The following is a 15172-nucleotide window of genomic DNA, read 5'->3' as shown; positions in this document are numbered from 1 at the left end:
TTACTTGCAGCTTACGGCTTGAGGCTTGAAGCTGTGAGTTCCCGCTGACCTGACCCGCAGAGAGATCCGCATGCCCGCCCCACGTTTCGACCAACTCCACCGCCAGCCCGGCCCCTGGTTTGTGGCCCTCGGCGGCGCGGGCATGTTCGGGGCCAATTTCTACCTTTACGGCTCGGGCGGCGAGTGGATTGCGGTGGACTGTGGCTTCGCGCTGACCCCCACGCCCAGTGGGCGAAACAGCGTGTCAGTGCCTAGCCTGGCGGCTCTGGAGCGACACGACATCAAGCTGTCGGCTCTGCTGATTACCCACGGCCACGAAGACCACATCGGTGCCATCCCGCATCTATGGCGCGCGCTCGACTGCCCGATTTACGCCAGCCCCTTTGCCGCCCAACTGATTCGCGCCAAGCTCGATCCGGGCCTGAGCTGGCCACGCCTGCAGGAAATTCGTCCGCTGGAGCCGGTCGGCATCGGCGCCTTTCAGGCCGAGTGGATTCCGGTCACCCACTCGATTCCCGAGTCGCACGCTATTGTGCTGGAGGTGGCCGGCAAACGCCTGTATCACAGTGGCGACTGGAAGCTCGACCCGCAGCCGCTGGTCGGCGGCCTGACCGCGCAGGCGCGATTGCAGGCGCTCGGGCGCCAGGGCGTGGATGTGATCATCGGCGACTCGACTAACGCGCCGGTGGCCGGCGCCAGCCGCTCCGAGGCCGCGGTGCAGAATGGGCTGCAGGACGCCATTCGGCCCTGCCGTCAGCGGGTGATCGTCACCTGCTTTGCCAGCAATCTGGCACGGCTGCACAGCCTGGCCGAGATCGCCTTTGATTGCGGCCGCTACGCCGCGCTGCTGGGGCGCAGCCTGGTCAGCATGCATGGCTTTGGCCGGGCGCAAGGCTACCTGAACAGCCGACCCGGTTTTATCGGCCCCTGGGAGCTGGGCCACCTGCCGCGTGAGCAGCAGCTGTGGATCTGCACCGGCAGCCAGGGCGAACCAGCCGCCGCCCTGGGCCGCCTAGCCAGCGGCAACCACCCACACCTGAGCCTGGAGCCCGGCGATACCGTGGTGTTCTCCTCGCGCCTGATTCCCGGCAACGAGGAGGCTCTGGCGCGCATCAAGCAGGGCCTGAAAGAGCAGGGCGTCGAGCTGATCGACGATGATATGCAACCCGCTGTTCACGCCTCGGGTCACCCGCCACAGGATGACCTGCGCCAGCTTTACGGCTGGCTCAAGGCACGTCATCTGCTACCGGTACACGGCGAACCTTATCACCAGCAGGCACACATGGCGCTGGGCCGTGAACTGGGCCTGAGCGGGCTGATCCCGGCCAACGGCGATCTGATCGACCTCAGCGGAAAACCGGCCAGAGTCGCCGAGTTGCCGTGGGGGCTGAACAACCTCACCGAGCCGTGACCCACGCGCCGGCGCTGCCCCTCTGCAGCCAATAACGTTCGACGGTCAATACATCATCGCGTGCAGGGCAATACCGCCGCCAGCCTAGCGGCGGCGCTTTGTGTGAATCAAATAGTCGAACCTGTTGTCCACAGCGCAACGGCGTTATCGGTTTCACCTGTAAAAAGGAGATCCGTCAGACTCATGATTGAATGGATCAAGGATAATCAAGCGGTAGTCAGCGTAGGCGTCAGCATCGCCACCTTGCTGATATGGATCATCTACGCGCAGTTGCTGTACTTGGGATTTAGACGACAACGTACACCCAGAATGCTCATCAACCGGGGCAGAAAAAAGGATCTGGATGCCCTGTGCATTATCAGCAACATGAGCCAGGAAGCCATCTATGTGGAATACGTTCTGGCCAAGCTGGAAACGTCGCGCGGCACCGTTGTCATGGACGTCACGGAATTTGAGCAAGAGGTACCCGAGGAGCACGAGAACAGTCGCAAGCAGGTATCTATCCCCCATCAGGAGCTGCACGAGAATACCCGCCAGGGCCCCTTGCTGTCAGGCGAGTACATGCATATCGGGACCTTCAGAGACCTGGTGCTGCGTCTGGCCTACGAGGCGGGCATTCCGATGCATGGCAGTCTGCCTGACGCGGATATCGAGTTCACCTGCCTGACGATTGAACTGATCGCCCTGTATGGGCCAGAACCGCGCCCGGTCAATGCGCGGCGCAGCTTTTACATTAAAAGCAACGAGGATGGAGCCACACTGGTACCGACATCCTGGAACACCCGCCACGGCATTTCCCTTGTAAGCCGGCGCCGCCTGAGCAAGATGGTCAATGAGATGAACGAGACCAATTTCTACATGAGCTCTACCATCGACTGGGACAAAAGCTAGCGACCTGTTGGCGTATCGCGCCCAGGCAGGCACCCCATGGTACTGCACCGCTGTCGGCGACCCGCGCCTCCCTGACAGTCAGCTAAAACAGCTCCTTGGTGCGCTCCCACAACATGCCCATCGCCAGCAGCGGGGCGCGGAAGCGCTGGCCGCCAGGGAAGGCCATGTGCGGCACCTTGGCAAAAATATCGAAGCCGGTACTGGCCTGGGTGGCGATGGCTTCGGCCAGCAGACGCGCGGCCAGGTGGGTGGCGTTGACGCCGTGACCGGAGTAGGCCTGGGCGTAGAACACGTTGGGCTGCTCATCGAGCCGGCCAATCTGCGGCAGGCGGTTGGCGCCGATGCCGATCATGCCGCCCCACTGGTATTCGACTTTCACATCGGCCAGCTGCGGGAACACCTTGAGCATCTTGGGGCGCATGTAAGCGGCGATATCCGCCGGGTCGCGCCCCGAATAATGACAGGCACCGCCAAACAGCAGGCGGTGGTCCGCCGAGAGACGGTAGTAATCCAACGCCACGCGCTGATCACACAGCGCCATGTTCTGCGGAATCAGGCTGCGCGCCCGTTCCTCGCCCAGCGGCTCGGTGGCGATGACATAGCTGCCAGCCGGAATCACCGTACCGCCCAACTTGGGATTGAGCTGCCCCATATAGGCATTGCAACCCAGCACCAGTTGCTTGGCATGCACGCACCCAGTCGCCGTGTGGACGCTAATGGTGTCGCCGTAGTCGATGCGACTGACCGGCGAATGCTCGAACAGCCGCGCGCCCAGCTGGCGGGCAGCGGCTGCCTCGCCCAGCACCAGATTGAGCGGATGCAGGTGGCCGGACCCCATGTCCGTCATGCCGCCGATATATTGATCGGAGCCGACCACGCTGTGCAGCTGCTCGCGCTCGATCAGCGTCATTTCATGGCGGTAGCCCAAGGATTCAAGCTCCTCGCGGTCCGCCAGAAAGCCTTCCATGTGCGCCGGCTTGTTGGCCAGGTCGCAGTAACCCATGGTCAGATCGCAATCGATGTTGAAGCGCGCGATGCGCTCGGTAACGATCTCGACCGCCTCGATGCCCATCAGCTTCAGATTGCGCACACCGTCCGCGCCAATCTGCTTTTCAAACCGGTCAACATCGTGACCAACGCCGCGAATCAGTTGACCGCCATTGCGCCCGCTGGCACCCCAACCGATCTGATGCGCCTCCAGCAGCACCACCGAAAGGCCGCGTTCGGCCAACTCCAGCGCCGTGTTGACGCCGGTAAAGCCACCGCCGACGATGCAGACATCCGCCTGTTCCTCGCCCTGCAACACCGGCAGCCCAAGCTGCTGGTTGGCAGTGGCGGCGTAATAGGAGGGGGCGTGCTCATGGGTATGGGTTGCGCTGCGCAGCATGGGGTTATCCGTTCGCGGTCGTGGCGTTTGAAATCGTGAAACACCGTAAATAAAAATTGACGCCAGCATAACCAGATACCAGCGCCCCGACAATCCCGCTCAGTCCGACTCGGGAATGGGCAGCGCCAGTGTCTCTTTCAGTTCTTCCATAACAATGTAGCTTTTCGATTCCCGCACCCCGGGCAGGCGCAGCAGAATGTCGCCGAGCAGCTTGCGGTAGGACGCCATCTCGGAAATCCGCGCCTTGATCAGGTAATCGAAGTCGCCGGACACCAGGTGGCATTCCAGCACGTGAGGCAGTTTGGTTGCCGCGCGGCGAAAATCATCAAAGATGTCGGCCGACTTGGAGTACAGGCTGATCTCGACAAACACCAGCAGGTTGGCCTGCAGCTTCTGCGGATTCAACCGTGCGCCGTAACCGAGGATGAACTTCTCCCGCTCCAGGCGCTTTACCCGCTCCATGCAGGGCGTGGTCGACAGCCCCACACGCTCGCCCAGCTCCACATAGGACATCCGCCCCTCTTCCTGCAGCAATTGCAGGATGTGGCGGTCAATCCGATCCAGCTCGCGACTGGAGGCCTTTCTGGTTTTCATGAAATACCCCTGAAAAACGTACTCACAAAAGAATCTTGCTCTGTAACAGGCAAAATAAACGAAAAATCAGACCAGATCACTTGCCATAGAATAGCAATATCGCCTAAGGGCAAATTCACAGGTTATTTTCCGGGAGCAATGTCATGCAGGTTCTCATCCTCGGCAGTGGCGTCATCGGCGTTACCAGCGCCTGGTATCTGGCCCGCGCCGGCCATCAGGTCACCGTGGTTGATCGCCAGCCGGGTGCCGGTCTGGAAACCAGCTTCGGCAACGCCGGCATGATCTCCCCCGGCTACTCCGCCCCGTGGGCTGCACCGGGCGTGCCGTTCAAGGCCGTCAAGTGGATGCTGGCCAAGCACCCGCCGCTGTCCATCCGCCCGACCAGCGACCCGCACCAGTACCGCTGGATGGTGCAGATGCTGGCCAACTGCACCGAAGCCCGTTATGCGATCAACAAGGAGCGCATGATGCGCCTGGCCGAATACAGCCGCGACTGCCTGATGGATCTGCGCAGCGACAACAGCGTCGACTACGAACACCGCGAACAGGGCACCCTGCAGGTATTCCGTACCCAGAAGCAGATGGACGCCGCTGCCCAGGATATCGCCGTACTCGAACGCTGCGGCGTACCCTACGAAGTGCTCGACCGCGACGGCTGCGTGCGCGTCGAGCCGGGTCTGGCCGCCAGCGCCGACAAGATCGTCGGCGGCCTGCGCCTGCCGAACGACGAGACCGGCGACTGCCACCTGTTCACCACCCGCCTGGCCGCCAAAGCCGCCGAGCTGGGCGTCGAATTCCGCTACAACTGCGCGATTGACGAGCTGCTCAGCGATGGCGCGCAAATCAACGGCGTACGCCTGGAAAGCGGCGAAGTACTGACCGCCGACCGTTACGTGCTGGCCCTCGGCAGCTACTCGCCCAAGCTGGCCCGCCCGCTCGGCTTTGACCTACCGATCTACCCGGTCAAGGGTTACTCGCTGACCCTGCCGGTGGCCAACGACGCCATGGCACCGGTTTCAACCATCATGGACGAAACCTACAAGGTTGCCGTCACCCGCTTTGCCGATCGCATCCGCGTGGGCGGCATGGCCGAGCTGACCGGCTTTGACGACACCCTCAAAGAGAAGCGCCGCGCGACCCTGGAAATGGTTGTCTCCGACCTGTTCCCGCAGGGCGGCAAGGTTGCCGAAGCCACCTTCTGGACCGGCTTCCGCCCGATGACCCCGGACGGCACGCCAATCATCGGCGCCAGCCGCCTGCGCAACCTGTATTTCAACACCGGTCACGGCACCCTGGGCTGGACCATGTCCTGCGGCTCCAGCAAACTGCTGGCTGACCTGCTGTCCGGCGAAAAGCCGGCGCTGAACGCCGGCGATTACAGCTTTGACCGCTACACCAACCACAAGGAACACCAGCACCATGGCCATCCAGCGTCTGCACACTAACCACCGCATGAGCCAGATCGTGATACACCAGAACACGGTCTACCTTGCCGGTCAGGTGGCCGCCGATGACGACCTTGCCAAGGACGCCGCCGAGCAGACCCGCAGCACCCTGCAGGAAATTGAAAAACTGCTGGCCGAAGCCGGTACCGACAAGACCAATATCCTGTCGGTGACCATTTACCTGAAAGATATCGACGCCGACTTTGAAGCCATGAACAGCGTCTGGGATCAGTGGCTGCCCGCCGGTACCGCACCGGCCCGTGCAACCGTCGAAGCCAAGCTCTGCGAGCCGGAGATTCTGGTCGAGATGTCAGTGGTTGCTGCACTGCCCTGAGGTTGCGGCAAAACCTGTTTCACCCTCTCAGTCACCGCTCCCACGCGTTCAGTGGTGTCTGATATTCTGACGGGGCAATTTGCCCCGTCTTTTTTATTCAAGATGCCTTGCCCATGCGCCCAGCCCACGCCCTGATTGACCTGTCTGCCCTGCGTCACAACTACCAGCTGGCCAAGTCCCTGTCCGGCTGCCGCGCCTTCGCGGTGATCAAGGCCAACGCCTATGGGCATGGCGCGCTGCGCTGCGCTGCGGCCCTGCACGATGCCGACGCCTTCGCCGTGGCCTGTATCGAGGAAGCACTGGAACTGCGCGCCGCGGGCATCCGTCAGCCGATCCTGCTGCTCGAAGGCTGGTTTGAGGCCGATGAGCTGCCGCTACTGGCCGAGCACGACCTCTGGGCCGTGCTGCACCATGAAGAGCAACTACTGCAGCTGCAGGACGCCACCCTTAGCCGCCCGTTGCACATCTGGCTGAAGCTCGACAGCGGCATGCACCGCGTCGGCTTCAGCCCGGATGAATACGCCAGCATCTGGCAGCGTCTGGCCGCCTTGCCGCAGGTCGCCAGCCTGAGCAAGATCACCCATTTCTCGCGCGCCGACGAGCCCGAGACCGGGCGTACTGAACAGCAACTGGCGACCTTTGCCGCCGCCACCGCCGGCCTTGAGGGTCCGGCCAGCCTGTGCAACTCACCCGGCATCCTGGCCTGGCCGCAAGCCCATCACGACTGGCTGCGCCCGGGCATCATGCTCTACGGTGCAACGCCATTTGAATTCGAGCAGGAACAGGCCGCCCAGCTGCGCCCGGTCATGCAGCTGCGCTCACGTATCATCGCCACTCGCGAGCTACCGGTCGGCGAGCCGATTGGCTATGGCTCACGCTTTGTTACCACCCGGCCGACCCGCGTCGGCGTGGTTGCCATGGGCTACGCCGACGGCTATCCGCGCCATGCCAAAGACGGGACGCCGGTGTTGATCGACGGCCAGCGCAGCCAGCTGATCGGTCGCGTGTCGATGGACATGCTGACGGTGGACCTGACCGAGCTGCCGGGCAGTGGGCTGGGCAGCGAGGTGACCCTGTGGGGCGAAGGTCTGAATGCCAGCGAGGTCGCCGCCTGGGCCGACAGCATTCCCTACCAGCTGTTCTGCAACCTGAACCGCGTACCCCGTCACTACTGCGACTGAAAGGTGGTCCGCTAGATTGCACAGCCGTTGAAAATTCTGAACAGTCGTGCAATTATCCCCCGGTCGAACGCCGGATCGAGCGTTCACTCTCACCACCCGCCGGAGGAAGCAGCCATTGGACGTTGGTGCCCGTCTCAAAACCATTCGTAAACTCAAGGGCTTGTCCCAGCGTGAACTGGCCAAGCGCGCCGGCGTCACCAACAGCACCATCTCCATGATCGAGAAGAACAGCGTCAGCCCCTCGGTCAGCTCCCTGAAAAAAGTGCTTTCGGGCATCCCCATGTCACTGGTCGACTTCTTCTCCCTGGAGCTCGAACAGGACAGCCAGCGCCAGGTGATCTACCGCGCCGACGAGCTGCTCGATATCGGCAGCAATGAAGTGACCATGAAGCTGGTTGGCAAAGGCCACCCGAACCGCGCCTTCGCCTTCCTCAACGAGACCTACCCACCCGGCTCCGATACCGGCCCGGACATGCTCAACCACGAAGGCGAAGAAGCCGGCACCGTGGTCAGCGGCCAACTGGAGGTCACCGTCGGCAGCGAGGTCTATGTGCTGGAGACCGGTGACAGCTACTACTTCGACAGCAGCCAGCCGCACCGCTTCCGCAATCCCTTTGACGAGCCCTGTCTGCTGATCAGCGCGACCACGCCCGCGAACTTCTAAGCGCTCGCCCGTGGGTCGTAGGGTGGAGAACGCCACAGGCTTCTCCACCGCGCGATCTCGACCACCTCGCCCAGCGCCGTCTGCAAGGCCGTCCGGTCACGGCATGCCGTGGCCCTAGGCCTCAGGTACCGGCGGTGCGCCGGCCAGTGAGCGGTAGACGCTGACCATCGCGGTTGCGGTCTCGATGCGGCTCTGCACCAGATCACTGCGCACGCCGGTCAGCTGCTGCTCGGCATCCAGCACTTCAAAGTACTCGATATAGCCCTGCTCGTAGCGCAGCCGCGCCTGAGCAACCGCCGCTTGCGCCGCTTCGCTGGAGGCCAGCAGCCAGCGGCTGCGCTCCTGTGCGTGGCGATAGCGCACCAGCCCGTTCTCGGTTTCTTCCAGCGCCAGCAATACCGCCTGCTGGTACTGCGCCAGCCGCTCGGCACCGGTGGCGTCCGCCGCGGCGATACGTGCCCGCACACCCTCTACGTCAAGGAAGGTCCAGTCGATACCCAGTGTGACGCTGCGTGACTCGGCGCCCGCAGTGAACAGGTCACCGTCACTGCCCACCACCGAACCCAGCAGTGCGCCCAGGGTAAAGCGTGGAAACAGGTCTGCGGTGGCCACACCAATCCGCGCAGTTGCCGCCGCCAGCCGGCGTTCAGCCGCCTGGATATCCGGGCGACGGCGCAGCACGTCAGCCGGTGTGCCGACCGGAATCCGGGCATTCATCGGGGGCAACTCCTGCGGCGCAGCCAGCTGCTCGTTCAGCGCCGCGGGCGGTTGACCGGTGAGCACCGCCAGCCGGTGCAGGCTGAGCTGCACATCGGCCCGGCGCTGCGGCACCGCAGCGCGCAGGGCATCCAGTTCGGCCTGGGCTCTGACCCGATCAAACTCGGTGCCGCGCCCGGCATCCAGCCGGGCGCTGACGATATCCAGCGAGGCCTGCTGCAGCTCGACGTTCTGTTCGGCCACGGCCAGCAACTGCTGCTGGCCACGCAGGGTGAAGTAGCCACTGGCAACCTGACCGGCAATCGCGACCTGCAACGCCGACAGGTCTGCCGCGCTGGCCGAAAGGTCCGCCTCGCCCGCTTCAACCGCCCGCTGCAGACGGCCATAGAAATCCAGCTCCCAGCTGGCGACAGCCCCCACCGAGTACTGCTCCACGCGCTCGCGGTTCGGATCGGTGCGCTCCACCTCTGCCAGGTGCTGCTCTCCACCAGCGGCTTGCAACGTGACGCTGGGCCAGCGGTCGCGACGCGCACCGCGCAGCAGCGCTTCAGCCCCCTGGTAGCGCGCCAGCAAGGTCTGCACATCCAGATTCTGCGCCAGCGCACGATCGACCAGTGCCGCCAACTGCGGGTCATTGAAGCCGGACCAGAAGCGTTGCTCGCTGGCCTGCTGCTCAGCCGCCGCGTCGGCCTGGCTGTAACTCGCCAGCGGCACCGACTGCGGCGCCTGATAGTCAGGACCCACCGCACAGGCGGTCAGCATCACACTCAGAGCCAAGGGTAATAGCTTATACATTGGTTGTTTCCTCCTGCTGCGCAGCGGGGCGTTCGACCGCCAGCGAGGTGCCGGCCAGCTTGCGCAGCGCAACATAGAACACCGGTGTCAGCAGCAACCCGAACAGGGTCACCCCCAGCATGCCGGTAAACACGGTAATGCCCATGGCGTTGCGCACTTCACTGCCGGCACCGGAGGCCAGCACCAGCGGCACCACACCGGCGATAAAGGCGACCGAGGTCATGATGATCGGGCGCAGGCGCAGGCGGCTGGCTTCCAGCGCGGCCTTGACGGTGTCGACCCCTTCCATTTCCTGCTCGCGGGCAAACTCGACAATCAGGATGGCGTTCTTGCATGCCAGCCCCATCAGCACTACCAGGCCCACCTGCACGAAAATGTTGGCATCACCACCGCTCCACCAGACCCCAAGCATCGCCGCCAGAAGACACATGGGTACGATCAGGATCACCGCCAGCGGCATCACCCAGCTCTCGTACAACGCTGCCAACACCAGGAACACCAGCAGCAGGGCGACCGGGAAGACCACCAGCGCAGCGCTGCCCTGATTGACCTGCTGGAAGCTCAGATCGGTCCACTGAATATTCATGCCCGGCGGCAGCGACTTGGCCGCCACGGACTCAACCATGGCCAGGGTTTCGGTGGACGACAGCATCGACGGATCGGACTGACCGATCAGGTCCGCCGCCGGGTAGCCGTTGTAACGGATCACCGGGTCCGGGCCAAAGCTCGGTGTCAGGCTGACCATGGTATTGAGCGGAACCATTTCACCGGCGGCGTTGCGCACATAGAGGCTGTCCAGATCGCTGGGCTCGTCCCGATAGGGCGCATCGGCCTGAGCCCGCACCTGATAGGTGCGGCCAAACAGATTGAAGTCGTTGATGTACTGCGCGCCGAAATACAGCTGCAGGGTGCCGAACAGCTCATCCAGGCGCACGCCCTGCGCCTTGGCCTGCAGGCGATCCACCTCGGCGTCCAGCTGCGGCACGTTGGCCTGATAGGAGGTGATCGGGAAACTCAGGCCCGGCGTCTGGCTCAGTTGCATCGCCAGCCCGTCGGTCGCCTGCTGCAGGGCGCCGTAGCCGTTGCCGCGGCGATCCTGAATGTACAGCGAATAACCCGACCCCGCGCCCAGACCAAACACCGGCGGCGGCATGAAGGAAATGGCAAAGCCTTCTTTCAACTGGCCCAGCTTGCCGTTGATCTCGGCGGCAATCTCATCAGCCGTACGCTCGCGGATGTCGAAGTCGTCGAACAGGATAAACACGGTACCGACGTTTGGCGTATTAGTGCCCTGCAGCGCGTTAAAGCCAACAAAAGCCGCCGCGTTGGCGACACCCTCGGTGTCCAGCGCCAGGTCGCTGACCTGCCGTGCCAGCGCTTCGGTCCGATCCAGCGTGGCGCCTTCGGGCAGGCGGATGCTGCCGATCAGATAGGTCTTGTCCTGCACCGGAATAAAGCCACCCGGCACCTGCCGGAACATCACCACGGTTAGGCCGAGCAGCAGCAGATAGACCACAAACACCATGCCGCGACGACCCAGACTACGGCCGACCAGACGCTCGTAACGCTCGGCATTGCGCTGGAAGAAGCGGTTGAACGGGCGGAACAGCCAGCCGAAGCTGCGGTTGATCAGCCGGGTCGGCAAGTCCGGTGCCGCGCCATGTGGCTTGAGCAGCGTGACCGCCAGCGCCGGCGACAGGGTCAGCGAGTTGATCGCCGAGATCACCGTGGTAATGGCAATGGTCACCGCAAACTGGCGGTAGAACTGCCCGGTAATGCCATCCAGAAACGCCATCGGCACAAACACCGCGCAAAGCACCAGACTGATCGCCACGATAGGGCCACTGACCTCGCGCATCGCCTGATGGGCCGCCGCCAGCGGTGCCAGCCCCTGCTCGATATTACGCTCGACGTTCTCGACCACCACGATGGCGTCATCCACCACAATGCCGATCGCCAGCACCATGGCAAACAGCGTCAGGGTGTTGATCGAGAAGCCCAGCATCAACAGCACGGCAAAGCTGCCGACAATCGACACCGGCACCGCCAGCAGCGGAATCAGCGAGGCGCGCCAGGTTTGCAGAAACAGAATCACCACCAGCACCACCAGCGCCACGGCCTCCAGCAGGGTGGTGATCACCGAGCTGATCGAGGTACTGACAAACACGGTCGGGTCGTAGGCCACTTCCCAGCTCAGCCCCTCGGGAAAGTCCTCGGCCAGTTCGGCCATCTTGCCGCGTACGGCAGCGGAGACGTCCAGCGCGTTGGAGCCAGGTGACTGGAAGATCGGCAACGCCACCGCCTGACGGCCGTCGAGCAACGCGCGCAGGGCGTCTTCCTGCGCCGCCAGCTCGATCCGGGCGACGTCACGCAGGCGCGTCATCTCGCCGTCGTCACCGGTTTTCAGCACGATATCGCCGAAGGCTTCGGTACTGTCCAGACGCCCCTTGGCGTTGATCGAAATCAGCATGTCCGAGCCCTGCGGCATCGGCGGCGCCCCGATCTGGCCGGCCGACACCTGCACGTTCTGCTCGCGCACCGCCGCGACGATATCGCTGGCGGTCACGCCGAGGGAGGTAGCACGCTGTGGGTCAATCCACAGGCGCATGGCGTAGTCACCCGCACCAAACAGGCCGGCCTGACCGACACCGGGGATACGCGCCAGCTCATCACGAATATGTAGCACCGCGTAGTTGCGAATATAGGTGGCATCGAGGCTGTCATCCGGCGAAATCAGGTGCACGGCCATCATCAGGTTGGGCGACTGCTTCTGCGTGGTCACCCCCAGCTGGCGCACATCCTCGGGCAGACGCGGCAGCGCCTGCGATACCCGGTTCTGCACCTGTACCTGGGCCTGATCCGGGTCGGTGCCCAGGGCGAAGGTCACGGTCAGCGCCAGGCTGCCGTCGCTGCCGGCCACCGACTTCATGTAGATCATGTCTTCCACACCGTTGATGGCTTCTTCCAGCGGCGTGGCGACGGTTTCGGAAATGGTCTTGGGGTTGGCGCCCGGGTAGCTCGCGCTGACCAGCACGCTGGGCGGCACGACCTCCGGATACTCGCTGACCGGCAGCATCGGAATGCTGATCAGACCAACCACGAAGATAATGATCGACAACACCGAGGCAAAAATCGGCCGGTCGACAAAGAAACGTGAAATATTCACGGCAATACGCTCCCTTGGCGTGCTCGAGAGAGCACGCCCCAGCAATATCGTTAAAAGGGGAAAGTCAGTTCAGGATCAGAACGCGGTCTGCACTGCGACCTCGTTGCCGGCCGGCTTGCGCCGATCCATGGCAACCAGCTGCGGCGCAACTTCGATGCCCGGATAGAGAATCTTCTGCAGGCCGTTGACCACCACCCGGTCGCCCGACTGCAAACCGCCGCGGATCACCAGCAAACCATCTACCCGCCGGCCCGTCTCGACAAAGCGACGAGTCGCCCGGTTACCCTCATCGAGCACGTAGACATAGCGACGATCCTGATCGGTCAGCACCGCTTTCTGATCAATCAGAATGGCCTTGCTGGCCGCCGCTACCGGCATCTGCACGCGGGCAAACTGACCGGGGCGGAACAGCCCCTCAGGGTTGGCGATCACGGCGCGGTACTGCAGGGTGCCGGTGCTGCTGTTGAACTGGTTGTCGACAAAATCGAGCTGCCCCTGGTAGGGGTAATCCTGCCCATTGCCCAGCCCGAGACGAACCGGCGTGGCGCCCACATCGTCAAGCGGGTTGCCCTCCGCCGTCTGCTGGTCGCTCTCAAAGTAGACATACAGCGGGTCGACCGAGACCAGCGTTGCCAGCAGCGTGGCGTCGGCGGTCGCCAGGTTGCCCTTGGTGATTTCCGCGCGCCCCATACGGCCGGACACCGGGGCCTTGACCTCGGTGTAGGCCAGATCCAGCTCGGCGTTATCCTGCGCCGCCTCGGCTGAGGCCAGCGCCGCCTGCGCCATGGTGCGGGCGGCGCTACGCTGCTCCATCTCCTCGCGGGAAATGGCTCGGCGCTCCCACAGCTGCTCGGCGCGCTCGGCTTCACGCGCAGCTAGGGTTACCTGGCTGCGAGCCCGGGCGACTTCTGCGCGTGCCATCTGCAGACGTGCCTGGTAAGGGCGCTGATCAATAATGAAGAGCACATCGCCCTGCTTGACCAGCTCACCTTCTGCAAAGGAGACCTTGTCGATATAGCCGCTGACGCGCGCGCGCAGCGCCACGGTTTCCGGGGCCGCCATGCGGCCGGTGAAGTTGTCCCAGAGTGTCACGTCGCGCGGCTGCGCTACCGCAACGTCCACTTCCGGTGCCGGCATCGTCTGGTTATTGGTCTGGTCGCCACTGGCGTCGCAGCCAGCCAGCAACAGCACGAGCGCCGAGGCGGCGCCAAACCGTGCAAAGCCATTCAAAGCATGCTTGTTCATGTTATCCATCGCTCCCTGTGGGTTGGGCAATTGGCAGGCAAAACGGAATGATCCCCCGTGCTCCGGTTGGCGCACTGGCTGGTGAAAGGGGATCAGGTATGGCGTAAACGATACGGCGGGGGTGGTATTGCCGGGTAGCGAAGTTCTCCGCAAAGATTGCCTAATTCTGTTGAATTGGAGTTTTTGGCAATCTCATGCCTGTGCTCAGAAAACGCGCAACAATGGACAGAATCGCACCAGAAAAAGACAAAAAGCACCTTACAGCACTAGGCTTTGCGCGATCCTGCAAGCTTATTGCCTGATCCTGCAATTGCTGCCAAGCTGTCATCAAGCCGTGAATCGAGCTGCGTATACTGTCGCGAAACTCCAGAGGAGGCTTTTCCGATGATTGATCTCAGCACCCACCAACCCCGGCTTGATCTGCCCATGTGTCGCCAGCTGGCCGACCTGGTTGGCGAACGTGCGCTGGCAGAAGGCATTAACGATACCGCCATCCCCGGCCTGCAGATCTATCGGACCGATCACCCCACCAGCGTCAACTCGGCTGTTTATGAGCCCGCCCTCTGCGTTATTGCGCAGGGCAGCAAAACGGTACAGCTCGGTGACAAGGAAATCATGTATGGCCCGCTCAGCTACATGATCTCGGCGGTCGAACTCCCCGTGGTCGGCTGCGTGGTCGACGCGACCCCAAATCAGCCCTATCTGGCCGTCAAGCTATCGCTCGACCAGCAGGAAGTGGCTGACCTGATCCTTGAGCTGGGTGACGCCTTGCCACCGCTGGATCAGCAGCGTGAGTGCCCCGCCGCCTCCTGCGGGCTGTGTGTCGCGCCGCTCGACGCCAACATTCTGCGGGCCATGACCCGGCTGGTCTCGCTGTTGTCCTCACCCACCGACTGCCGCATTCTGGCCCCGCTGGTGCGGCGCGAGCTGATCTATCGGGCACTGCTCGGTGAAATGGGCTGGCGCCTGCGCGACTTTGCCGCCACCGACACCCAGGCACACCGCATCTCCCGGGTGATCGCGGTACTCAAGGACCGATTCGCCGAGCCGCTGCGGGTACGCGAGCTGGCCGACGACGTGAACATGAGCGAGTCCAGCCTGTTCCACAGCTTCAAGCAGGTCACGCGCATGTCGCCGGTACAGTTCCAGAAGAAGCTGCGCCTGCACGAGGCCCGCCGCCTGATGCTGACCGAAGGGCTGGAAGCCGCCACCGCCAGCTACCGCGTAGGCTACGAAAGCCCCTCGCACTTCAGCCGCGAATACCGGCGCATGTTCGGCGCACCGCCGCGCGCCGACGTCAGCAAGCTGCGTGGCGAGCAGGTGATGGCGGCCGCGCTGTAAT

Annotated in this window: 12 protein-coding genes; 7 read left to right on the top strand and 5 right to left on the bottom strand. The window is 63.3% G+C overall.

Translation table 11 applies throughout. The annotated features are described in order from the left end of the window. Nucleotides 1–70 precede the first annotated feature (70 nt). Both CNQ84_RS12720 and CNQ84_RS12715 read left to right on the top strand, forming a co-directional pair. Nucleotides 71–1411 carry a ribonuclease J gene (locus CNQ84_RS12720; protein ID WP_096005235.1) on the top strand — a complete coding sequence of 447 codons (1341 nt, stop codon included), beginning with the start codon at nt 71–73 and terminating at the stop codon, nt 1409–1411. A gap of 183 nt (nt 1412–1594) precedes the next feature. Next, nucleotides 1595–2302 (top strand): hypothetical protein, encoded by a 708-nt coding sequence (locus CNQ84_RS12715; protein ID WP_096005234.1) that lies wholly within the window; start codon nt 1595–1597, stop codon nt 2300–2302. Nucleotides 2303–2384: 82 nt separating this feature from the next. Here the strand turns inward: CNQ84_RS12715 and CNQ84_RS12710 are convergent, their stop codons facing one another. Together CNQ84_RS12710 and CNQ84_RS12705 are read right to left on the bottom strand one after the other, a co-directional pair. Beyond that, the gene (locus tag CNQ84_RS12710; RefSeq protein WP_096005233.1) at nt 2385–3689 is read right to left on the bottom strand and encodes an NAD(P)/FAD-dependent oxidoreductase; all 1305 of its coding nucleotides are present in this window, start codon (nt 3687–3689) and stop codon (nt 2385–2387) included. 99 nt (nt 3690–3788) lie between these two features. Beyond that, entirely contained in the window at nt 3789–4283 is a 495-nt protein-coding gene (locus CNQ84_RS12705) for an Lrp/AsnC ligand binding domain-containing protein (protein WP_083725688.1), read from the bottom strand. Between the two features lie 143 nt (nt 4284–4426). On the opposite strand from CNQ84_RS12705, the gene CNQ84_RS12700 reads away from it, so the two are divergent. The 4 genes from CNQ84_RS12700 to CNQ84_RS12685 all read left to right on the top strand — a co-directional run bounded on the left by CNQ84_RS12700 (nt 4427) and on the right by CNQ84_RS12685 (nt 7907). Then, on the top strand, nt 4427–5728 hold the full coding sequence (locus CNQ84_RS12700; protein WP_096005232.1) for a D-amino acid dehydrogenase: 1302 nt from the start codon (nt 4427–4429) through the stop codon (nt 5726–5728). Beyond that, nucleotides 5703–6062 carry a RidA family protein gene (locus CNQ84_RS12695; RefSeq protein ID WP_096005231.1) on the top strand — a complete coding sequence of 120 codons (360 nt, stop codon included), beginning with the start codon at nt 5703–5705 and terminating at the stop codon, nt 6060–6062. Before CNQ84_RS12700 ends, CNQ84_RS12695 begins: the two co-directional genes overlap by 26 nt. 113 nt (nt 6063–6175) lie before the next feature. Beyond that, a complete protein-coding gene (alr, locus tag CNQ84_RS12690; RefSeq protein ID WP_096005230.1) occupies nt 6176–7243 on the top strand; it encodes an alanine racemase in 1068 nt (355 codons plus the stop codon). A gap of 115 nt (nt 7244–7358) precedes the next feature. Then, nucleotides 7359–7907: a cupin domain-containing protein gene (locus CNQ84_RS12685; RefSeq protein WP_096005229.1), complete on the top strand. Its 549-nt coding sequence runs from the start codon at nt 7359–7361 to the stop codon at nt 7905–7907. A 114-nt stretch (nt 7908–8021) separates the two neighbouring features. On the opposite strand, the gene CNQ84_RS12680 is transcribed toward CNQ84_RS12685, so the two are convergent. The 3 genes from CNQ84_RS12680 to CNQ84_RS12670 all read right to left on the bottom strand — a co-directional run bounded on the left by CNQ84_RS12680 (nt 8022) and on the right by CNQ84_RS12670 (nt 13830). Continuing rightward, nucleotides 8022–9419, bottom strand: coding sequence for an efflux transporter outer membrane subunit (locus tag CNQ84_RS12680; protein ID WP_096005228.1), 1398 nt, complete (start codon nt 9417–9419; stop codon nt 8022–8024). After that, on the bottom strand, nt 9412–12585 hold the full coding sequence (locus CNQ84_RS12675; protein WP_096005227.1) for an efflux RND transporter permease subunit: 3174 nt from the start codon (nt 12583–12585) through the stop codon (nt 9412–9414). The genes CNQ84_RS12680 and CNQ84_RS12675 overlap by 8 nt, the downstream gene beginning before the upstream one ends. Before the next feature lie 75 nt (nt 12586–12660). Next, on the bottom strand, nt 12661–13830 hold the full coding sequence (locus CNQ84_RS12670) for an efflux RND transporter periplasmic adaptor subunit (protein ID WP_217350096.1): 1170 nt from the start codon (nt 13828–13830) through the stop codon (nt 12661–12663). Between the two features lie 384 nt (nt 13831–14214). Between CNQ84_RS12670 and CNQ84_RS12665 the strand changes: the two genes are divergently transcribed. Continuing rightward, nucleotides 14215–15171, top strand: a complete 957-nt coding sequence (locus tag CNQ84_RS12665; RefSeq protein ID WP_096005225.1) for an AraC family transcriptional regulator — start codon at nt 14215–14217, stop codon at nt 15169–15171. The last annotated feature ends 1 nt before the right edge of the window (nt 15172 follow it).

It is taken from the genome of Pseudomonas abyssi, from assembly GCF_002307495.1.
In the GTDB taxonomy this organism is placed as follows: Bacteria; Pseudomonadota; Gammaproteobacteria; order Pseudomonadales; family Pseudomonadaceae; genus Halopseudomonas; species Halopseudomonas abyssi.
This window is presented reverse-complemented; position numbering and strand designations above follow the sequence as displayed.